At 70.3% G+C, this 19,203-nt stretch carries 24 protein-coding genes, 1 tRNA gene and 1 riboswitch; of the genes, 17 read left to right on the top strand and 8 right to left on the bottom strand.

Going from position 1 to position 19,203, the window contains the following annotated elements; genetic code table 11:
• Positions 1 to 116: 116 nt before the first annotated feature.
• Positions 117 to 458, top strand: a complete 342-nt coding sequence (locus ACLGIH_RS21410) for a hypothetical protein (protein ID WP_416526872.1) — start codon at positions 117 to 119, stop codon at positions 456 to 458.
• A gap of 13 nt (positions 459 to 471) precedes the next feature.
• Here the strand turns inward: ACLGIH_RS21410 and ACLGIH_RS21415 are convergent, their stop codons facing one another.
• Both ACLGIH_RS21415 and ACLGIH_RS21420 read right to left on the bottom strand, forming a co-directional pair.
• Positions 472 to 1,059 carry an isochorismatase family protein gene (locus ACLGIH_RS21415; protein ID WP_416526873.1) on the bottom strand — a complete coding sequence of 196 codons (588 nt, stop codon included), beginning with the start codon at positions 1,057 to 1,059 and terminating at the stop codon, positions 472 to 474.
• Between the two features lie 142 nt (positions 1,060 to 1,201).
• Complete coding sequence (locus tag ACLGIH_RS21420) at positions 1,202 to 2,599, bottom strand: nicotinate phosphoribosyltransferase (protein WP_416526874.1); 1,398 nt, start codon at positions 2,597 to 2,599, stop codon at positions 1,202 to 1,204.
• 99 nt (positions 2,600 to 2,698) lie between these two features.
• Here ACLGIH_RS21420 and clpS point away from each other — a divergent pair, with 99 nt between their 5' ends.
• The 8 genes from clpS to ACLGIH_RS21460 all read left to right on the top strand — a co-directional run bounded on the left by clpS (position 2,699) and on the right by ACLGIH_RS21460 (position 7,651).
• A complete protein-coding gene (gene clpS / locus ACLGIH_RS21425) occupies positions 2,699 to 3,016 on the top strand; it encodes an ATP-dependent Clp protease adapter ClpS (RefSeq protein WP_416526875.1) in 318 nt (105 codons plus the stop codon).
• 12 nt (positions 3,017 to 3,028) lie between these two features.
• A complete protein-coding gene (locus ACLGIH_RS21430) occupies positions 3,029 to 3,637 on the top strand; it encodes a DUF2017 domain-containing protein (RefSeq protein ID WP_416526876.1) in 609 nt (202 codons plus the stop codon).
• Positions 3,589 to 3,846, top strand: a complete 258-nt coding sequence (locus ACLGIH_RS21435) for a hypothetical protein (protein ID WP_416526877.1) — start codon at positions 3,589 to 3,591, stop codon at positions 3,844 to 3,846. Before ACLGIH_RS21430 ends, ACLGIH_RS21435 begins: the two co-directional genes overlap by 49 nt.
• 299 nt (positions 3,847 to 4,145) lie before the next feature.
• On the top strand, positions 4,146 to 5,570 hold the full coding sequence (locus ACLGIH_RS21440) for an amino acid permease (RefSeq protein WP_416526878.1): 1,425 nt from the start codon (positions 4,146 to 4,148) through the stop codon (positions 5,568 to 5,570).
• A 146-nt stretch (positions 5,571 to 5,716) separates the two neighbouring features.
• A complete protein-coding gene (locus tag ACLGIH_RS21445) occupies positions 5,717 to 6,139 on the top strand; it encodes a M67 family metallopeptidase (protein ID WP_416526879.1) in 423 nt (140 codons plus the stop codon).
• A 79-nt stretch (positions 6,140 to 6,218) separates the two neighbouring features.
• On the top strand, positions 6,219 to 6,314 hold the full coding sequence (locus ACLGIH_RS21450; protein ID WP_019065921.1) for a putative leader peptide: 96 nt from the start codon (positions 6,219 to 6,221) through the stop codon (positions 6,312 to 6,314).
• 93 nt (positions 6,315 to 6,407) lie between these two features.
• Positions 6,408 to 6,695 (top strand): MoaD/ThiS family protein, encoded by a 288-nt coding sequence (locus ACLGIH_RS21455; RefSeq protein ID WP_416526880.1) that lies wholly within the window; start codon positions 6,408 to 6,410, stop codon positions 6,693 to 6,695.
• A 5-nt stretch (positions 6,696 to 6,700) separates the two neighbouring features.
• A complete protein-coding gene (locus ACLGIH_RS21460) occupies positions 6,701 to 7,651 on the top strand; it encodes a PLP-dependent cysteine synthase family protein (RefSeq protein WP_416526881.1) in 951 nt (316 codons plus the stop codon).
• Between the two features lie 16 nt (positions 7,652 to 7,667).
• On the opposite strand, the gene ACLGIH_RS21465 is transcribed toward ACLGIH_RS21460, so the two are convergent.
• Positions 7,668 to 8,123 (bottom strand): type II toxin-antitoxin system PemK/MazF family toxin, encoded by a 456-nt coding sequence (locus ACLGIH_RS21465; protein ID WP_416526882.1) that lies wholly within the window; start codon positions 8,121 to 8,123, stop codon positions 7,668 to 7,670.
• Positions 8,124 to 8,337: 214 nt separating this feature from the next.
• On the opposite strand from ACLGIH_RS21465, the gene ACLGIH_RS21470 reads away from it, so the two are divergent.
• Positions 8,338 to 9,090: an MBL fold metallo-hydrolase gene (locus ACLGIH_RS21470; protein ID WP_416526883.1), complete on the top strand. Its 753-nt coding sequence runs from the start codon at positions 8,338 to 8,340 to the stop codon at positions 9,088 to 9,090.
• An 82-nt stretch (positions 9,091 to 9,172) separates the two neighbouring features.
• Here ACLGIH_RS21470 and ACLGIH_RS21475 read toward each other — a convergent pair whose 3' ends face one another.
• Positions 9,173 to 10,423, bottom strand: a complete 1,251-nt coding sequence (locus ACLGIH_RS21475; protein WP_416526884.1) for a PTS transporter subunit EIIC — start codon at positions 10,421 to 10,423, stop codon at positions 9,173 to 9,175.
• A gap of 181 nt (positions 10,424 to 10,604) precedes the next feature.
• A complete protein-coding gene (locus ACLGIH_RS21480; RefSeq protein ID WP_416526885.1) occupies positions 10,605 to 11,900 on the bottom strand; it encodes a PTS transporter subunit EIIC in 1,296 nt (431 codons plus the stop codon).
• A gap of 182 nt (positions 11,901 to 12,082) precedes the next feature.
• On the opposite strand from ACLGIH_RS21480, the gene ACLGIH_RS21485 reads away from it, so the two are divergent.
• The 4 genes from ACLGIH_RS21485 (at position 12,083) to rdgB (ending at position 14,378) form a co-directional block, all read left to right on the top strand.
• Entirely contained in the window at positions 12,083 to 12,316 is a 234-nt protein-coding gene (locus ACLGIH_RS21485) for a PTS sugar transporter subunit IIB (protein ID WP_416526886.1), read from the top strand.
• An 87-nt stretch (positions 12,317 to 12,403) separates the two neighbouring features.
• A complete protein-coding gene (gene rph / locus ACLGIH_RS21490) occupies positions 12,404 to 13,141 on the top strand; it encodes a ribonuclease PH (protein WP_416526887.1) in 738 nt (245 codons plus the stop codon).
• A gap of 159 nt (positions 13,142 to 13,300) precedes the next feature.
• The gene (locus ACLGIH_RS21495) at positions 13,301 to 13,708 is read left to right on the top strand and encodes a hypothetical protein (RefSeq protein ID WP_416526888.1); all 408 of its coding nucleotides are present in this window, start codon (positions 13,301 to 13,303) and stop codon (positions 13,706 to 13,708) included.
• A gap of 67 nt (positions 13,709 to 13,775) precedes the next feature.
• The gene (rdgB, locus tag ACLGIH_RS21500) at positions 13,776 to 14,378 is read left to right on the top strand and encodes an RdgB/HAM1 family non-canonical purine NTP pyrophosphatase (RefSeq protein ID WP_416526889.1); all 603 of its coding nucleotides are present in this window, start codon (positions 13,776 to 13,778) and stop codon (positions 14,376 to 14,378) included.
• A gap of 53 nt (positions 14,379 to 14,431) precedes the next feature.
• Here rdgB and ACLGIH_RS21505 read toward each other — a convergent pair.
• Together ACLGIH_RS21505 and bcp are read right to left on the bottom strand one after the other, a co-directional pair.
• Positions 14,432 to 14,515: transfer RNA gene (locus ACLGIH_RS21505), tRNA-Leu, on the bottom strand.
• Positions 14,516 to 14,711: 196 nt separating this feature from the next.
• Positions 14,712 to 15,179 (bottom strand): thioredoxin-dependent thiol peroxidase, encoded by a 468-nt coding sequence (gene bcp, locus ACLGIH_RS21510; protein WP_416526890.1) that lies wholly within the window; start codon positions 15,177 to 15,179, stop codon positions 14,712 to 14,714.
• A 95-nt stretch (positions 15,180 to 15,274) separates the two neighbouring features.
• On the opposite strand from bcp, the gene ACLGIH_RS21515 reads away from it, so the two are divergent.
• From ACLGIH_RS21515 to ACLGIH_RS21525, 3 genes are all read left to right on the top strand, one after another.
• Positions 15,275 to 15,604: a DUF3618 domain-containing protein gene (locus tag ACLGIH_RS21515; protein WP_416526891.1), complete on the top strand. Its 330-nt coding sequence runs from the start codon at positions 15,275 to 15,277 to the stop codon at positions 15,602 to 15,604.
• A 24-nt stretch (positions 15,605 to 15,628) separates the two neighbouring features.
• On the top strand, positions 15,629 to 15,985 hold the full coding sequence (locus tag ACLGIH_RS21520; protein ID WP_416526892.1) for a GroES family chaperonin: 357 nt from the start codon (positions 15,629 to 15,631) through the stop codon (positions 15,983 to 15,985).
• Between the two features lie 71 nt (positions 15,986 to 16,056).
• Positions 16,057 to 16,122: riboswitch (guanidine-III (ykkC-III) riboswitch) on the top strand.
• Positions 16,123 to 16,161: 39 nt separating this feature from the next.
• The gene (locus tag ACLGIH_RS21525; protein WP_416526893.1) at positions 16,162 to 16,482 is read left to right on the top strand and encodes a DMT family transporter; all 321 of its coding nucleotides are present in this window, start codon (positions 16,162 to 16,164) and stop codon (positions 16,480 to 16,482) included.
• Between the two features lie 64 nt (positions 16,483 to 16,546).
• Here ACLGIH_RS21525 and ACLGIH_RS21530 read toward each other — a convergent pair whose 3' ends face one another.
• The gene (locus ACLGIH_RS21530; protein WP_416526894.1) at positions 16,547 to 19,015 is read right to left on the bottom strand and encodes a transglycosylase domain-containing protein; all 2,469 of its coding nucleotides are present in this window, start codon (positions 19,013 to 19,015) and stop codon (positions 16,547 to 16,549) included.
• Positions 19,016 to 19,203: the final 188 nt, after the last annotated feature.

The following is a 19,203-nucleotide window of genomic DNA, read 5'->3' on the forward strand; positions in this document are numbered from 1 at the left end:
TCTTCGCAGGTCAGAGCGTGATCGGCGGTGACCCCCTGGCGGGTCACCGCCGATCCGTGTTTAGGTGCGTCCTGTGGCTCTCTTATTGACACCAGCTGATACGGGGGTATGACCGCATGGCCGCAGGAGGTTTCTGCAAGCTACCGAACGGCACCGTGGTGGTGGCACTGAACCTGCCCAGTCCCGCCGCCGACGGGCCGGGCAGCGTCCGGGTGCTCGTGCACGCGGCGAACCGGGCGCGCGCCCTGACCAGGCTGCGCAACCTGGGGCTGCGGGCGGTCTACCTGCGGGGCAACGCCGCCCCGCCGAGCCCGGACGAGATCACGGCGGTCCTGCACCACCCGGACGGCCTGATATGGCGCACGGCCCCGGCCGGCGGCATCACGGGCCCGGACCCGGTCCAGGAGCTGTGGCACCCGATCCGGGCACTGCTCAGACGCCCGACGGCACAGACGTGAGGGGCCCGGCGGGCTACTGGACGACCGGCTTGCCGGACAGCTCCACGCCCGCCTCCCGCAGCTCCTCCAGCGCCCGCTCGGTGGAGTCCGGGGCCACCCCGGCGGTCAGGTCGAGCAGGACGTGGGTGCGGAACCCCTCCTTCGCGGCGTCCAGCGCGGTGGCGCGCACGCAGTGGTCGGTGGCGATGCCGACCACGTCCACCTCGTCGATCTCCCGCTCCCGCAGCCAGTCGGCGAGCTTCACGCCGTTCTCGTCGGTGCCCTCGAAGCCGCTGTAGGCCGCGGAGTACGCCCCCTTGTCGAAGACGGCGTCGACGGCGCCGGAGGCGACGGCGGGGGCGAAGTTGGGGTGGAAGCCCACGCCCTCGGTGCCGGCCACGCAGTGGGCGGGCCAGGAGTGGACGAAGTCGGGGTTGTCGGCGAAGTGGCCGCCCGGTGCGATGTGGTGGTCCCGGGTGGCCACGACGTGGCGGTAGCCGGCGGGCGCCTGCCCGATCAGCTCGGTGACGGCGGCGGCCACGTCGGCACCCCCGGCCACCGCGAGGCTGCCTCCCTCGCAGAAGTCGTTCTGCACGTCTACGACGATCAAGGCGCGGCGCATGGCGGGTGTCCTTCGACTATGGGATCCGGGGAGGAACGGATGACAGCGGGTGCCGGCCCGGAGGTCGTCGGACCCCCGGGCCCGCGGCGTTCGGCGGCGGTACGGGACAGGGCACTGCGGGCTTCATCGCGTCGCACTCGTCCTAGCTACCCGAGCCCCCGTGCACGTACTCCGTCGGAATGACGGGTTCCCCCCGGGACAGCTGTATAGCGGACAGCGGCAGGTTCGCGCGGGCCGCGATGTGCCGGTCGCGGGGGACGTCCAGCGGCTCGCGGGCGACGACCGCGCCGCCCTTGACCAGCTCCACCTGGAGCCGGCGGTCGGCCAGCTCACCGGGGACGGGCCCGGTGCCGACCACCTCGGCCTCGGCGATCCCGTGGGCGTCCGGGCGCCGGGCGGCCCACTTGCGCCCGCCGATGGAGGTCTTGCCGCCGGTGGACTTCTTGGCCACCGGCACCAGCGGCGCCGAGGGGTCGGCGGACTCGGCGCGCGCGACCAGCTTGTAGACCATCGCGGCCGTCGGGTACCCCGACCCGGTCACCAGCTGGGTGCCGACCCCGTAGGCGTCCACGGGTGCCGCCGCCAGCGAGGCGATGGCGTACTCGTCCAGGTCCGAGGTCACCACGATCTTCGTCCCGGTGGCACCCAGCTCGTCGAGCTGCTGCCGCACCCGGTGCGCCACCAGCAGCAGGTCCCCGGAGTCGATCCGCACGGCGCCCAGCCCGGTGCCGGCGACCTCCACGGCGGTACGGACCGCCTCGGCGACGTCGTAGGTGTCCACCAGCAGGGTCGTGCCCCGGCCGAGGGTGTCCACCTGGGCCCGGAAGGCGTCCCGCTCGGTGTCGTGCAGCAGCGTGAAGGCGTGCGCGGAGGTGCCCACGGTCGGAATGCCGTAGCGGAAACCGGCGGCCAGGTCGGAGGTGGTGGCGAAGCCGCCGACGTAGGCGGCCCGGGCGGCGGCCACCGCGGCCAGCTCATGGGTGCGGCGGGCGCCCATCTCGATCAGCGGCCGGCCACCGGCGGCGGAGGCCATGCGGGAGGCGGCCGCCGCGATCGCGGAGTCGTGGTTGAGGATCGACAGGATCACGGTCTCCAGCAGCACGCACTCGGCGAAGCTGCCCTCCACCCGCATGATCGGCGAGCCCGGGAAGTACACCTCGCCCTCGGGGTAGCCCCAGATGTCACCGCCGAAGCGGTAGTCGGCGAGCCAGGCCAGGGTCTCCTCGTCGACGATGCCGCGCTCGCGCAGGAAGCCGAGGACGTCCGCGTCGAACCGGAAGTTCTCCACCGCGTCCAGCACCCGCCCGGTCCCGGCGACGACGCCGTAGCGCCGTCCGTCCGGCAGCCGCCGGGTGAAGACCTCGAACACGCTCCGCCGTCCGGCCGTCCCCGCCCGCAGGGCGCCCTGGAGCATCGTCAGCTCGTACTGGTCCGTGAAGAGCGCCGTCGAGGGAACGCCCACCCGTCGCCCGCCACCGCCCTTGCGCGGAAGCGCTTCGCGCTCTTCTTCTTTCGGCAGCCCAAGGTCCGCTGTGTTCATGGTCAGGGATCGTACCCCCATTTCGTCAGTCTGACGATTTATGGGCAACAGGCCCGGCCGCCCAGCCCGTTTGTGCGAGTACCCCCCTGTGGTGGCAGCATGGGCCATGTGACGGCAGCCGCACCCATCGAGATCGAGAAGACCGAGTCGGCGGAGGAAGTCTCCGCCGTGCCCGAGCCCGACGTGCCCTGGGTGACGATCGTTCACAACGACCCCGTCAATCTCATGAGCTATGTGACGTATGTCTTCCAGTCGTACTTCGGCTACTCCAAGGACAAGGCCACCAAGCTCATGCTCGACGTCCACCACAAGGGCCGGGCGGTCGTCTCCAGCGGCACCCGCGAGGAGATGGAACGGGACGTACAGGCCATGCACGGCTACGGGCTGTGGGCCACCCTGCAGCAGGACCGGAAGTAGCGAATCTCCTCCATGCCAGGACACTTCGAACCGCTCCCCGGCGGCGGCGCGGCCGTCGCCCTCGACGACGTCGAGATCTCCATCATCCGGTCGCTGGCCGTGCAGCTGCTCGAGCTGATCGGCCCCGGCCCCGCCGAGGACGCGTCCGGCGACCCGCTCGCCGAGCTGTTCGCCGACGGCCCGAGCGAGCCGCCCTCCGACCCGGTGCTCCGGCGTCTGTTCCCGGACGCCTACAGCGACCCCGAGGCGACCCCGGGCCCGCGGGAGGCGGAGGAGCGGCGGGCGTACTCCGCCGAGTTCCGCCGCTACACCGAGAACGACCTGCGGGCCGGCAAGCGCGACAACGCCCTGGCGGTGGTGCGCTCCCTGGACGCGCTGGCGTCCGAGGCCGCGGGCGAGGGCGGGGCCGTGCTGAAGCTGTCGGCCGGGGAGTCCCGGCAGTGGCTCGGCGCGCTGAACGACCTGCGCCTGGCGATCGGCTCCCGGCTGGAGATCGCGGACGAGGAGGACACCGACCTGCTCTACCGCCTTCCGGACGAGGACCCGCGCAAGCCGATGGTGATGGCGTACCTGTGGCTGGGCGGCCTCCAGGAGACGCTGGTCTCCACACTGATGCCCTGACCGTCGCCGATGCCCTGGCCGTCGCCGATGCCCTGGCCGTCGCCGATGCCCTGGCCGTCGCCGATGCCCTGGCCGTCGCCGACGCCCTGGCCGTCGCCGACGCCCTGACCGTCGCCGACGCCCTGACCGTCGTCGGTGCCCTGACTGCCGGTGATGCCCTGATCGTCCCGGTTCGGGCGTCCGCTCAGCGGAGTCTCAAATCCGGGTAAGGATCACGTCAAGAGAACGTCCCCTTGTGTCCCCTTCGGGCGTTCTTTGAGCCTTTCTGTCTGTGTGCTGCCTCACAGTGCGCCTCTGCGCTGCCCGTTGCCGGCGTGGTAAATCTTCACGACCGCCCGGCGAACACCACCCGCATGTTCGGCCGGGTGCGCCACCGAGCCGGCGGACCGCCGGCCAGGCACGAGCGGACCCGGGAAAGCCCGCTCAGCTCCATCATCCGGGGGGATCGAGACCCGATCCGGGGCCGACGCGAAGGTCCGGGTCGGCATGGAGAAAGGCGCACCAACACATGACCTCAGCGCAGGTCGACAAGGCGAACGCTCCGGAAGAGGGGTACGAGCGCGGGCTCAACAGCCGTCAGGTCCAGATGATCGCGATCGGCGGCGCCATCGGCGTGGGTCTCTTCCTGGGCGCAGGGGCCAACATCGCCAAGGCCGGACCCAGCATCATCCTGATGTACGCCCTCGCGGGCGTGATCATCTTCTTCATCATGCGGGCGCTCGGGGAGCTTCTGCTCTACCGTCCGGTCTCCGGCTCCTTCGCCGAGTACTCCCGCGAGTTCCTCGGCCCGTTCTTCGGCTACTTCACCGGCTGGACGTACTGGCTGATGTGGGTGGTCACCGGCATGGCCGAGCTGACCGCCGCCGCCATCTACATCAACTTCTGGTTCCCCGCGATCCCGCAGTGGGTGTCGGCGCTGGTCTTCCTCGTCCTGCTGTTCGCGGCCAACCTGATCTCGGTGAAGCTGTTCGGCGAGATCGAGTTCTGGTTCTCGATGATCAAGGTCACCGCCATCATCGGCATGATCGTGATCGGCCTCGGCGTGCTCACCCTCGGCTTCAGCCAGGCCGGCGACACCGCCGCCGTCTCCAACCTGTGGGCCTTCGACGGCTTCTTCCCCAAGGGCGTCGGCTCCTCCCTGATGACCCTCCAGGGCGTGATGTTCGCCTACCTCGCCGTCGAGCTGGTCGGTGTCACGGCCGGTGAGTCGGAGAACCCGGAGAAGACCCTCCCCAGGGCCATCAACACCCTGCCCTGGCGCATCGCGCTGTTCTACATCGGCGCCCTCACCGTCATCCTGTGCGTGGTGAAGTGGACCGAGTTCGCCGAGGGCGTCAGCCCCTTCGTGAAGGCGTTCGCGGTCATCGGCATCCCGGCCGGCGCCGGCATCGTCAACTTCGTCGTCCTCACCGCCGCCCTGTCCTCCTGCAACTCCGGCATGTACTCCACGGGCCGGATGCTGCGCACGCTCGCGGACAACGGCGAGGCGCCGCGGGTCTTCCGGCGGCTGTCGTCCACCAAGACCCCGGCACTGGGCATCGGCGTCTCGGTGGTCTTCATGGGCATCGGCGTGGTGCTGAACTACACGGTCCCGGAGAAGGCGTTCGGCTACGTCACCTCGGTCGCCACCGCGGCCGGCATCTGGACCTGGCTGATGATCCTGCTCAGCCACGTCCGCTACCGCCGCCAGGTGGTCGCGGGCCGTCTGCCGGCCTCGTCCTTCCCGGCGCCGGGCGGCTCGGTGTGCTCCTGGATCGCCATCGTCTTCCTGCTCTTCGTCACCTGCCTGATCGCCTACGACGCCGACGCCCGGGTCTGTCTGTACGTGATGGCCGGCTGGGCCGCCGCCCTGTCGATCGGCTGGGCGGTGCTCAAGAGCCGCAGCCCCGAGGTCACCGAGCGCCGCCCGTCGGAGTTTGAAAGGGTCGGCTGACCAGGGCTCTCGCGCGCACTCGCGGACGTGGGGCCGCACGGGGTACTCGTGGCACCCCGGCGCTGCCGCCGTCCAGGCGTCCGGCATGTGGGCCGTTCCGTACCACCCACCGGTACGGAACGGCCCATCTGCTTATCCTGACTCCCATGCTGACCATCACCCAGGCCCTGTACGACCAGATCGTCGCCCACGCCCGCGCCGACCACCCCGACGAGGCGTGCGGTGTGGTCGCCGGCCCCGTGGGCGAGGGCCGCCCCGAGCGCTTCGTCCCGATGCTCAACGCCGCCCGCTCGCCCACCTTCTACGAGTTCGACTCGCAGGACCTGCTCAAGCTCTACCGCGAGATGGACGACCGCGACGAGGAGCCGGTGGTCATCTACCACTCGCACACGGCGACCGAGGCCTACCCCTCGCGCACCGACATCTCCTACGCCAACGAGCCCGGCGCCCACTACGTGCTCGTCTCCACCGCCGACACCGACGGCGCCGGCGAGTTCCAGTTCCGCTCGTTCCGGATCGTGGAGGGTGAGGTCACCGAGGAGGAGGTCAAGGTGGTGGAGGCCTACTGATCCCACCATCCGGACGTAAAGCGACCGGAATGTGAGATCACACTCCGAATCCCGGACCGGGAATCGATACGATGAGCCCATGGTTCTTCTCGACGTGAGCGACAAGGCGCCGGGCACGCTGCTCGTGGCGCGGCTGCACGTCGACCTGTGCAGGCTGAACAGCGCCATCTGTTGACCCTCCGCTGCCGCCGCTCGGCCAGTGGGCCGCGGCGGCCTCGCCGTGCGCTCTCTTCGAACCGACCACACCTTCCGACAGGAGCCCTCAGCCATGGCCATCGAGGTCCGCATCCCGACCATCCTCCGCCAGTACACCGACGGTCAGAAGGCGGTGGAGGGCACCGGGGACACCCTCGCCGAACTCTTCGCCGACCTCGAGACCCGGCACGCGGGCATCCAGGACCGTCTCATCGACAAGGCGAACGGCGACCAGCTGCGCCGCTTCGTCAACGTCTACCTCAACGACGAGGACGTCCGCTTCCTCGACGGCATCAACACCAAGCTGGCCGACGGCGACAGCGTCACGATCCTGCCGGCCGTGGCCGGCGGTATGGCCTGATCGGGATGCGGTACGACTCCCCGCTGGCCGCGGTCGGCAACACCCCGCTGGTGCGCCTGCCGCGGCTCTCGCCGTCCGATGACGTCCGTATCTGGGCCAAGCTGGAGGATCGCAACCTCACCGGCTCGATCAAGGACCGCCCGGCCCTGCACATGATCGAACAGGCGGAGAAGGACGGCCGCCTGACCCCGGGCTGCACGATCCTGGAGCCGACCAGCGGCAACACCGGCATCTCGCTCGCCATGGCGGCCAGGCTCAAGGGCTACCGCATCGTCTGCGTGATGCCCGAGAACACCTCCCAGGAGCGCCGCGAGCTGCTCGCCATGTGGGGCGCGGAGATCATCTCCTCCCCGGCCGCCGGCGGCTCCAACACCGCCGTACGGGTCGCCAAGGAGCTGTCCGCGGAGCACCCGGACTGGGTGATGCTCTACCAGTACGGCAACCCGGGCAACCCCGGCGCCCACTACGCGACCACGGGCCCGGAGATCCTGGCCGACCTGCCCTCGGTCACCCACTTCGTCGCGGGCCTCGGCACCACGGGGACGCTGATGGGCGTCGGGCGCTACCTGCGCGAGCACAAGCCCGACGTGAAGATCGTCGCCGCCGAGCCCCGCTACGACGACCTGGTCTACGGCCTGCGCAACCTCGACGAGGGCTTCGTACCGGAGCTGTACGACGCCTCCGTGCTCACCACCCGCTTCTCGGTCGGCTCGGCCGACGCCGTCACCCGCACCCGCGAGCTGCTCCAGCAGGAGGGCATCTTCGCGGGCGTCTCCACCGGTGCCGCCCTGCACGCCGCGATCGGCGTCGGGAAGAAGGCGGTGAAGGCGGGGGAGAGCGCCGACATCGTGTTCGTCGTGGCCGACGGCGGCTGGAAGTACCTCTCCACCGGCGTCTACACCGCGGCCACCACCGAGGACGCCATCAAGACCCTCCAGGGCCAGCTCTGGGCCTGAGTCCCGGGGGCCCGGCTCACGTGGCGAGGTGCCGGACCTGGTCCCACAGGACCGGGTCCACCTCGCCCACCCGGCGCCGGAAGTCCCGCACCGGGACCTCCCGCAGCTCGTCCGTCTCCAGGTAGCTCGTCCGGCCCTGCGCGTCCCCGACCGCGCCCGGCGGCAGCGGGATCACCCCCGACCGTGCCTCCCGGTACCGGCTGGTGATCTTGGCGACGAGCACCCGCCGTCGGTGCACCGACAGCACCAGGCACGGCCGGTCCTTGGCGCCCGGCCCCTCCTCGTACGGCACGCTCGCCCACCAGATCTCCGCCGGCCGCGGCCGGACGGCCCGCTCACCGGGGCGCCCCGGCGGCCTGCGCCGTCCCCGCGGCCCCGGCGGCCGGTGCCCCCGGCCCCAGCCGTCGACGAGCGCGGCGACGAGCGCGAGCAGCACCACCGCCGCGAGCGCGAGCCACCACGAGGTATCCATACGACGACGTTACCGGCGCGCACCTCTTCCGCGCGCCCCCTCATCGGTCCCACGAGCCCCGCTTCCAGCCGAACCGGTGACACCGCAGGTGAGTTCCCCCACAACGGCACCTGGCGGAGGAGCGACCCGAGGTTTTGCGCCTTACGCTCGACAAACCGCACGACCCCCGTCACTCCGTATCCGCCAGATATCCGCCAGCGGAGGTTTCTGCTTCATGAAGCTCACCGTCGTCGGCTGCTCGGGGTCGTTCCCGTCCGCGGAATCGGCCTGCTCGAGCTACCTCGTCGAGGCCGACGGCTTCCGGCTGCTCCTCGACATGGGCAACGGCGCCCTGGGCGAGCTGCAGCGCCACTGCGGTCTCTACGACCTCGACGCGATCTTCCTCAGCCACCTGCACGCCGACCACTGCATCGACATGTGCGCCTACTTCGTGGCGCGCTACTACCGGCACGAAGGCGGCCGCTGCGCCCCCCTCCCGGTCTTCGGGCCCGAGGGCACCGAGCACCGGCTCACCACCGCCTACGCCGACACCCCCTCCGCCTCCTCCATGAGCGAGGTCTTCGACTTCCACACGGTCAAGCCGGGCACCTTCGAGATCGGCCCCTTCACCGTGCACACCGACCAGGTGGCCCACCCCGTCGAGGCCTACGGCGTCCGCATCGAGCACGACGGCAGGTCGCTGACGTACTCCGGCGACACCGGCGTCACCGACGCGCTGGACGAACTGGCCCGGGACGCCGACCTCTTCCTGTGCGAGGCCGCCTTCACGCACGGCAAGGAGAGCATCCCCGACCTGCACCTCAACGGCCGCGAGGCCGGCGAGACGGCCGCCCGCGCGGGCGCCCGGCGCCTGGTCCTCACCCACATCCCCCCGTGGACCGACCCGCAGACCAACCTGGCCGACGCCCGCGAGGCGTACGCCGGACCGGTGGAGCTGGCGGCGCCGGGGAGGACGTACGAGGTCTGAGCGGTACGGGACCGTACGCGGACACGCGAAGGCCCCGGAACCCTGCGGTTCCGGGGCCTTCGTCATGTCCTGCGGCGCACGCTCACGCCTTCGTGAGGTCCTCGACCTCCTCCTCGGGCTCGCGGCCCGGGGTCGGCAGATTGAACTTGACGATCGCGAACCGGAAGATCACGTAGTAGATCACCGCGAACACCAGGCCGATCGGGATGATCAGCCATGGCTTGGTGGCCAGGTTCCAGTTCAGCGCGTAGTCGATGAAGCCCGCGGAGAACGTGAAGCCCGCGTGGACGCCGAGCGCCCAGGTGATCGCCATCGACAGGGCGGTCAGCACCGCGTGGATCACGTACAGCACCGGCGCGATGAACATGAACGCGAACTCGATCGGCTCGGTCACACCCGTGACGAAGGAGGTCAGCGCGAGGGAGACCATCATGCCCATCACGGCCTTGCGGCGCTCCGGACGGGCGGCGTGCGCGATGGCGATCGCGGCGGCCGGGAGACCGAACATCATGATCGGGAAGAAGCCCGACATGAACTGCCCGGCGGTCGGGTCACCGGCGAAGAACCGGTTCAGGTCACCGTGCACCACGTCGCCCGCGGCGTTGGTGAAGTCGCCGATCTGGAACCACGAGACGGTGTTGACGAACTGGTGCATGCCGATCGGGATCAGCGCGCGGTTGATCAGACCGAACAGACCGGCGCCGAAGGCCCCGAGGCCGGTGATCCACTCACCCGCGTCCGAGATGACCTCGCCAACAGGCTCCCAGACCAGGCCGAAGAAGACACCCACGGCGGTGCCGACGAAGGCCATGATGATCGGCACCAGTCGACGGCCGTTGAAGAAGCCGAGCCAGTCCACCAGCTTCTTGCGGTGGTACCGCTGCCACAGCACCGCGGCCAGCAGGCCCATCAGGATGCCGCCGAGGACACCGGGGTTGTTGTAGGTCGCGGCTATGTCCTCGCCGGCCTTGACCTGGGCCTCGGTGACCGGGAACGCCTTCAGGACGTTGCTGTAGACCAGGAAGCCGACCAGGGCGGCCAGCGCCGTGGAGCCGTCGGCCTTCTTGGCGAAGCCGATCGCCACACCGATGCAGAACAGCATCGGCAGGTTGTCGAAGATGGCGCCACCGGCGGTGGCGAACACGGCCGCGACCTTGTCCCAGCCCAGGCCGTCCGCGCCGAACACGTCGGGCTGGCCCAGACGCAGCAGAATGCCCGCCGCCGGCAGTACGGCGATCGGGAGCTGCAGGCTGCGGCCGATCTTCTGCAGACCCTGGAAAAGACCGGATCCCCGCTTCTTTGCGGGGGCCGCCGTATCGGTGGCGGTGCTCATACTTCCTCCATCGGGTGGTGGTCTACACCACTCAGTGGTGTAGACCTGTTGTAGCACGATGAAGGGGCCGTAAGGAACCCGCGATTCCTCATACTGATCCGCTACGGGCAGTGCCGGAAAACGGCCACGCAAGGGCCCCCGGACCGGGGGTCCGGGGGCCCTGGAAAAGGGTACGTGCGAGCTACACCTTGGTCACGTCCTCGACCTCCTCCTCCGGCTCCCGCCCCGGAGTCTTCAGGTCGAACTTCGTGATCGCGAACCGGAAGACCACGTAGTACACCACCGCGAAACCGAGCCCGATCGGAATGATCAGCCAGGGTCTGGTCGCCAGGTTCCAGTTGATGACGTAGTCGATGAGCCCCGCCGAGAAGCTGAACCCGTCCTTCACACCCAGCCCCCACGTCACCGCCATCGACACCCCCGTCAGCACCGCGTGCACCGCGTACAGCACCGGCGCGATGAACAGGAACGAGTACTCCAGCGGCTCGGTGATCCCGGTCACGAACGACGTCAGCGCCACCGACAGCATCAGACCGCCCACCTCCTTGCGGCGGTGCGGCTTCGCGCAGTGCGTGATCGCCAGCGCGGCGGCCGGCAGCGCGAACATCATGATGGGGAAGAAGCCCGTGGTGAACTGGCCCGCGTTCGGGTCACCCGCCAGGAACATGTTGATGTCACCGTGCACCACCGTGCCGTCCGGCTTGGTGTAGCTGCCGAACTGGAACCACATCGGCACGTTCAGGAACTGGTGCAGCCCGATCACCAGCAGCGCCCGGTTCGCCACCCCGAACACACCCGCTCCCCACGCGCCCAGGCCGGTCAGCCAGTCGCTGAAGCTCTCCAGCGCGTCACCGATCGGCGGCCAGACCCACAGGCACAGGGCGGCGAACAGGATGGCCACGAACGCCATGATGATCGGCACCAGCCGGCGGCCGTTGAAGAAGCCCAGCCAGTCCACCAGCTTCGTCCGGTGGAACCGCTGCCAGAAGTAGGCCGCCAGCAGGCCCATCACGATGCCGCCGAAGACGCCGGGATTCTGGTAGGTGAACGCCGTCACCGTGCCCGACCCGTCGGTCAGCCGGCACCCCACCTGCGGCACCGCCTCCGCCCCTGCCGGACAGTCCTCCGGGAACTGCCGCAGCACATTGAAGTAGACGAGGAACCCCGCCACCGCCGCGAGCGCCGTCGAGCCGTCCGCCTTCTTCGCCATGCCGATGGCCACGCCCACGCAGAACAGCAGCGGCAGCCCCAGCGAGCTGTCCAGCAGCGCCCCGCCCGCACCCACCATGACCTTGGAGACATTGCTCCAGCCCAGCCCGTCGTCCCCGAACACGTCCGGCTGGCCCAGCCGGTTGAGGATGCCCGCGGCGGGCAGGACCGCGATGGGCAGCTGGAGGCTGCGGCCCATCTTCTGCAGCCCCTGGAACAACTTGTTCCAGCGGGCACGGGCAGGGCTGACCGTGCTGTCGGCACTCATCCGGTTCTGGTCTCCTGGGGCGGAAGGCGGTTCGGCGGCCGTCCACTAGGGTGGTGTAGACCAGTCGGCGGACGGTTCCGCTGTCGTGACGCCATCATTCGGCACCCACGGCACGACCGCTCGCGAAGATGGGCCAACTGTGGGTTACTGCGACAAAGCGGTTCGGATCAGGGAGAAGGAACATGGCCAGCAAGGCTGAGAAGATCGTTGCCGGGCTCGGCGGCATCGACAACATCGAAGAGGTCGAGGGCTGCATCACCCGCCTCCGCACCGAGGTCTCCGACCCCGCGCTGGTCGACGAGTCCGCCCTCAAGGCCGCCGGCGCCCACGGCGTCGTCAAGATGGGCAGCGCCATCCAGGTCGTCATCGGCACCGACGCCGACCCGATCGCCGCGGAGATCGAAGACATGATGTGAACCACCGGTTCACCGGCCCCACGGGCCGTGGGGCCCCTCCCGAGACCCCGGGAAGGGCCCCTTCCGTATGCGGCTAGGCTCACCCGCATGTCACGAATCGACGGCCGCACCCCCCAACAGCTCCGCCCCGTCACCATCGAACGCGGCTGGAGCAAGCACGCCGAGGGCTCCGTCCTCGTCTCCTTCGGCGACACCAAGGTCCTGTGCACCGCCTCGGTCACCGAAGGCGTCCCCCGCTGGCGCAAGGGCAGCGGCGAGGGCTGGGTCACCGCGGAGTACGCCATGCTGCCCCGCGCCACCAACACCCGCGGCGACCGCGAGTCCGTCAAGGGCAAGATCGGCGGCCGCACCCACGAGATCAGCCGCCTCATCGGCCGCTCCCTGCGCGCGGTCATCGACTACAAGGCGCTCGGCGAGAACACCGTCGTCCTCGACTGCGACGTCCTCCAGGCCGACGGCGGAACCCGCACCGCCGCCATCACCGGCGCCTACGTCGCCCTGGCCGACGCCGTCGCCTGGGCCCAGGACAGGAAGCTGATCCGCGCCGGCCGCAAGCCGCTCACCGGGACCGTCGCCGCCGTCTCGGTCGGCATCGTCGACGGCACCCCCCTCCTCGACCTCCGCTACGAAGAAGACGTTCGCGCCGAGACCGACATGAACGTCGTGTGCACCGGGGACGGACGCTTCGTCGAGGTCCAGGGCACCGCCGAGGCCGAACCCTTCGCCCGCGAGGAACTGAACGCCCTCCTCGACCTCGCCACCGCCGGCTGCACCGAGCTCGCCGAACTCCAGCGCAAGGCGCTGGCCACGGCCCTCGAAAGGTAAACGGAACGCCAAGAGCGGACCAGGAAACGACGGCCCGGCACGCAACTGCGCCGTCCGCCGCCGCGTCACTACAGGTACGGGCGTGCGGCTCACCGCCGTACGCCCGGCGCAGTACCCACGAGGGGCCGCCCGGCCCCGACCGAACGGGAGGACCGCACCATGGCCGCGATACGACGCAGCCGACGTCGCCGTACCGCCATCGCCGCCGCAGCCCTGGCGGCCGCCGGCCTGACCACCGGTCTCACCACCGGCTGCGACGCCGTCGGCAAGGCACTGGACTGCGTCCAGGCCGCCGATGCCATAGCCGGAAGCGTCACCGAGCTGCAGCAGGCCGTGGAAAACGCCTCCAACGACCCGACCCAGCTGGAGGAGTCCCTCACCTCCATCGACAAGAACCTCGACAAGATCGGCGACAAGACCGACAACGCCGACGTCAACAAGGCCGTCGACGACCTCGGCAAGGCCGTCGACAACGTCCGCACGTCGATCGAGAACGGCGACAACACCCCCGACATCAGCCCGGTCACCGATGCGGCCGGCGAACTGACCAAGGTCTGCACCTCGTAGCGGACCAGGCGGCCGGCGGAAGCGGGCGGCACGAAGGAGCCAGGCGGGTCCGGGGATACTGATCCCCATGACCCGCCTGATCCTCGCCACCCGCAACGCCGGAAAGATCACCGAACTGAGGGCCATCCTCGCCGAGGCCGGCCTGCCCCACGAACTGATCGGCGCCGACGCCTACCCCGACATCCCCGACGTCAAGGAAACCGGCGTCACCTTCGCCGAGAACGCCCTGCTGAAGGCCCACGCCCTGGCCCGGGCCACCGGCCTCCCGGCCGTCGCCGACGACTCCGGCCTGTGCGTCGACGTCCTGAACGGCGCCCCCGGCATCTTCTCCGCCCGCTGGGCCGGCCGTCACGGTGACGACAAGGCCAACCTCGACCTGCTCCTGGCCCAGCTCTCCGACATCGCCGACGAACACCGCGCCGCCCACTTCGCCTGCGCGGCGGCGCTGGCCCTGCCCGACGGCACGGAGCGGGTGGTCGAGGGGCAGCTGAGGGGCGTCCTGCGCCACGAGCCCGCCGGCACCGGCGGCTTCGGCTACGACCCGATCCTCCAGCCGGACGGCGAGAGCCGGACGTGCGCGGAACTGACCCCGCAGGAGAAGAACGCGATCAGCCACCGCGGCAAGGCGTTCCGGGCACTGGTGCCGGTGGTGCGGGAGCTGATCGGCTGAGGCGTGAACGAGGGTGGCCTGCGAACCGTCCTTGGTTTCGCAGGCCACTTGCGTGCGGCGGAAGGGATTCGAACCCTCAAGCCCGTTCAAGGGCCACAGATCCTAAGTCTGCTGCGTCGCCATTGCGCCACCGCCGCCAGCGTCTGCCATCGTACCGGGAGCCGTGCGTCGCCTTGAGCCTCCCCTGCACCAGGTGCTGGTGATGGCATGAGAGTTGGGGCAGATCTCGCACGGAGTGGCGAACCGTTCATCGGACAGTCACGACCGCTATGCGGAACGGCTCCTGCCGCGCCGAGGCGGCAGGAGCCGTTCGCCGGCTGCGGGGGCCGGCGGTCAGATGCCCAGGTCCTTGATGATCTTGGCCACGTGGCCCGTCGCCCGGACGTTGTACAGGGCCTTCTCGACCTTGCCCGCCTCGTCCACGACGATCGTGGAGCGGATGACGCCCAGGTACGTCCTGCCGTAGTTCTTCTTCTCGCCGAAGGCGCCGTACGCGTCCAGGACCTTCTTGTCCGGGTCGGCGAGCAGGGTGACCTTCAGGGACTCCGCGTCGCGGAATTTGGCCAGCTTCTCCGGCTTGTCCGGGGAGATACCGATGACGTCGTAGCCGGCGCCGGCCAGCAGTTCCAGGTTGTCCGTGAAGTCGCAGGCCTGCTTGGTGCACCCCGGGGTAAGGGCAGCGGGGTAGAAGTAGACGATGACCTTGCGGCCCTCGTGGTCGGACAGGGACACCTCGTTGCCGTCGGCGTCCGGGAGGGTGAAGGCGGGGGCCACGTCCCCGGGCTGCAGTCGCTCGCTCATCGAACCAATGTAACCGGGGGTCCTGACCGTGCGGGCGGGCGGGAAGCTGACAGACTGTCCGGAACAAGCATCAGCATCACATCGGAGGCCGTACGGTGGCGGACACGTCGGACACCAGAACCCCGGCGCAGATCGAGGCGGACATCAGGCGCCGTCGCGAGGTGCTGGCCGAGACGCTCGACGAGATCGGGATGCGCGTGCATCCGAAGACGATCATGGGGGACGCCAAGGCCAAGGTCGTCTCCAACATCGACCACACTCTCGGGCGGGCCTATGTCGGAGCCAACCGGGTCGTCAGCGATGTGAAGGGACAGTTCGTGGACGAGGACGGCGCGCCCCGGATGGAGCGGGTGCTGCCGGCCGCGCTCGTCGTGGTGGGTGTCGTGGGGCTGCTCGCCCTCGGCACCCGGCGGCGCAGGGCATGAGAAGAAGCAGGTAGGTTCACAGGCGTGAGCGCCAACAGAAACGACCACAGCATCCCGCACGACAAGCTGCCCATCCGCATGCTGCACGACCGTGTGCTCGTGCGGCAGGACACCAGCGAGGGCGAGCGGCGTTCCGGGGGCGGCATCCTGATCCCCGCCACGGCGGCGGTCGGCCGGCGGCTGGCCTGGGCCGAGGTCGTCGCGGTGGGGCAGAACGTACGGACCGTGGAGCCGGGCGACCGGGTCCTGTTCGACCCGGAGGACCGTGCCGAGGTCGAGGTGCGGGGCGTGGCGTACGTCCTGATGCGTGAGCGCGACCTGCACGCCGTGGCCGCGGACCGGTTCGAGGGGTCGGAGGACTCGACCGGCCTGTACCTCTGAGCCGGCCGCCGCATCGGCGGGCCGTCGGGCCCGAGGGGCTGGTGACCATCGTCACCAGCCCCTTTGTGCGTCCTTTGCTACCTTGGAAGCAACCCGACGAGACGCGCCGTACCGGGTGAAGGCAAAGACGACGCACCACCGTTCAGTTCGCTCGCGTTCGCCTCGGAGGTGCCGTCATGGCCTGGGTTCTGCTGATCGTCGCCGGTCTGCTGGAGGTCGGCTGGTCGATCGGGATGAAGTACACCGACGGTTTCACCCGTCTCGTCCCCAGTCTCCTCACCGGCGCCGGCATCGTCGCCAGCATGCTGCTGCTGTCGTACGCCGCCCGGACCCTGCCCATCGGCACCGCCTACGGCGTGTGGGTGGGCATCGGCGCGGCCGGGGCGGCGGTGCTCGGCATGGTGGTGCTGGGGGAGCCGGCGACCGCCGCGCGGATCTTCTTCGTCTGTCTGCTGCTGGTCGCCGTGGTGGGGCTGAAGGCGACCTCCGGCCACTGAGCCGGGGCCTTCGAGCCGGTGGCCGCCGGGCGCCGGCCGGGGCGTCAGTCGGGGCGTCGGGGCGTCAGTCCGGGCGCGGCGTCCACGGGAACCGGCCGACCGTCGTCGCACCGTCCGTGTCGCCGCCGCCTCCGCCGCCTCCGCTGCCCGCACCGTCGTCCCCGCCGCCGGTGGTGGCGCCGCCCCCGCCGCCGGTGCCGGGGTCGCCGGTTCCGCCGCCGGTCGGGGCCTCCCCGGAGGCTCCGCCGCCGGTGGTGCCGGGCTGGGCGGTGCCGCCGCCCGTGTCCGCGTCCCCGCCGGTCGAGGCGTCGCCCGTGGCGCCGCCGTCGGTCCGGCCCTCGGTCCGTCCCGGCAGGGCCGGGCTCGTGCCGTCCCGGTCGTTCGCGCTGGGGCTGGCGCTGCCGGCCGGGTCGCCGGTGCCGGCGCCGGAGGACGGTTCGCCGGACGGGGCCTGGCTCGCGTCGGCGCCGGACTGGAGCCGCAGGTCGAAGTCGCTGACCGGCTCGCCTTCCAGCGCCTCCCGGGTGAACTGGGCCCAGATCTCCGCGGGCGCCCCGCCGCCGTTGACGCGCTCCAGGCCCATCGCGCCGTACAGCGACTTGTGGGCGGCGGTGACCGGGTCCTGGCCCATGACCGCGACCACGGTGGCCAGCTCGGGGGTGTAGCCGGCGAACCAGGCGGCCGTGTCCTCCTCCGCCGTGCCGGTCTTGCCGGCCACCGGCCGGCCGGCGGCCTGGGCGGCGGTGGCCGTGCCGTTCTGGACGACGCTGCGCAGCACCCGGGTGGTGGTGTCGGCGGCCTCGCGGCTGACCGCCTGCCGCTCGCGCCGCTCCGGCAGCCGGATCTCCTCGTCGCCGCCCCGGGTGACCTTCTCGACCAGGGTGTACGTGCCGTGGCGGCCGTGGTTGGCGAGGGTGGCGTAGGCCTCCGCCATGTCCAGGACGCTCGCGGTGGAGGTGCCGAGGGCGACGGACGGGCTCGCGACCAGCTCGGGGGTGTCGGGGGACAGGCCGAGGTCGATGGCGGTCTGCTTGACCTTGTCGGAGCCGACGTCCACGGCCATCTGCGCGTAGACCGCGTTCACGGACTTGTCGGTGGCCTCCTGCACCGTGATGTCGCCGTAGTCGCGGTGGTCCTCGTTCTCGGGGGCGTAGTGGCCGCCGGACCAGCCCTGGACGGGGCGTTCGCTGGTGCCGTCGTAGACGGTGTTCGGGGTGATCAGGCGGCCGTCCTGGGTCTGGGAGTGGTTCTGGACGGCCGAGGTGAAGACGAACGGCTTGAAGGTGGAGCCCACCTGGAAGTCGCGGCGGGTGGCGTTGGGCGTGTACTGCTTGACGTAGTCGACGCCGTTGTACATGGCGAGGACCTTGCCGGTCCCGGGGTCGACGGCGGCTCCGCCCGCGCGGACGTAGGTGTCCACCTTGCGGTTCTTCTTGTCCAGCTTGGACATCAGGTTGTCGTCGACGGCCTTGACGAAGGCGTCCTGCTTGTCCTTGTGCAGGGTGGTGGTGATGCGGTAGCCGCCGCGGTCGAGTTCCTCCTCGGAGACGATGCCGTTCTGGACGAGGTGGTCCTTGACGATCTGGACGACGTAGCCGCGCTGTCCGGACATGCCGGTGGAGACGGTGGTCTCCTTCGGCACCGGGAAGGTCAGGCCCGCCCGTTCGGAGGGGGTGAGCCAGCCCTGCTCGACCATGCCGTCCAGGACGTAGTTCCAGCGGGCCTCGGCGGCGGGCTTGTTCTCGGGGTGGGCGACGACGTCGTACTGGCTGGGGGCGTTCAGCAGGGAGGCGAGGTAGGCGCCCTGGGCCGCGTCCAGCTCGGTGGCGTTCACGCCGTAGTAGGCCTGGGCGGCGGACTGGATGCCGTAGGCGCCCCGGCCGAAGAAGCTGGTGTTGAGGTAGCCCTGGAGGATCTCGTCCTTGGTCTTCTCGCGGTCGAGCTTGATCGCGATGAAGAACTCCTTCACCTTGCGGGTGATGGTCTGCTCCTGGGCCAGGTAGTAGTTCTTCACGTACTGCTGGGTGATCGTCGACCCGGACTGCTTGCCCTTGCCGGTGGCGGTGTTCCAGGCCGCGCGGACCATGGCCTGGAGGTCGACGGCGGACTCGGTGTAGAAGTCCCGGTCCTCGGCGGCGAGCACGGCGCGCTGGGCGTCCTTGGAGACCCGGGCCAGGTCGACGCTCTCCCGGTTGACCTCGCCGTCGCGGGCCAGCACGGTGCCGTCGGCGTACAGGTAGACGTTGCTCTGCTGGGTCGCGAGGGCGTTGGCCGAGGGGATCTTGACCAGCGAGTAGCCGAGGAAGAAGCCGCCGATCAGCAGCAGGACGCCGACGGCACAGGTGGTCAGGACCGTGCGCCAGGTCGGGATCAGCCGGCGCCAGCCGGTGCGCCGGGGGCGCTTCGGCTTGCCACCGGCCGCGGGCGCGCCGGTCGCCGCGGTGTGCTCGGGCTTGTCGGCGCCCCGGGACCCCGGGGCGTTGCTGCGTGCCCAGGCCGGGATCGGCGGCTTCGGCTGCGGCTCGTCGCTCATGGTGTGCGGAGACTCCTGTGGTGCCTGCGGTGCGCTGTGTCGTACGTCTGCGTCTGGTCCGTACGTCTGTCCGTATGTCTTGGTGCTTATGTCTCGGGGGCTTGTCCCGGGGGCTGTGTCTCGCGTGCTCGTGTCTCGGGCGCTTGTCCCGAGGGCTTTCGTACGCCCCGAGAAGAAGGTCCTCAGAA

Origin of the sequence: Streptomyces hamibioticus (assembly GCF_047946815.1) — a bacterium.
Lineage (GTDB): Bacteria > Actinomycetota > Actinomycetes > Streptomycetales > Streptomycetaceae > Streptomyces.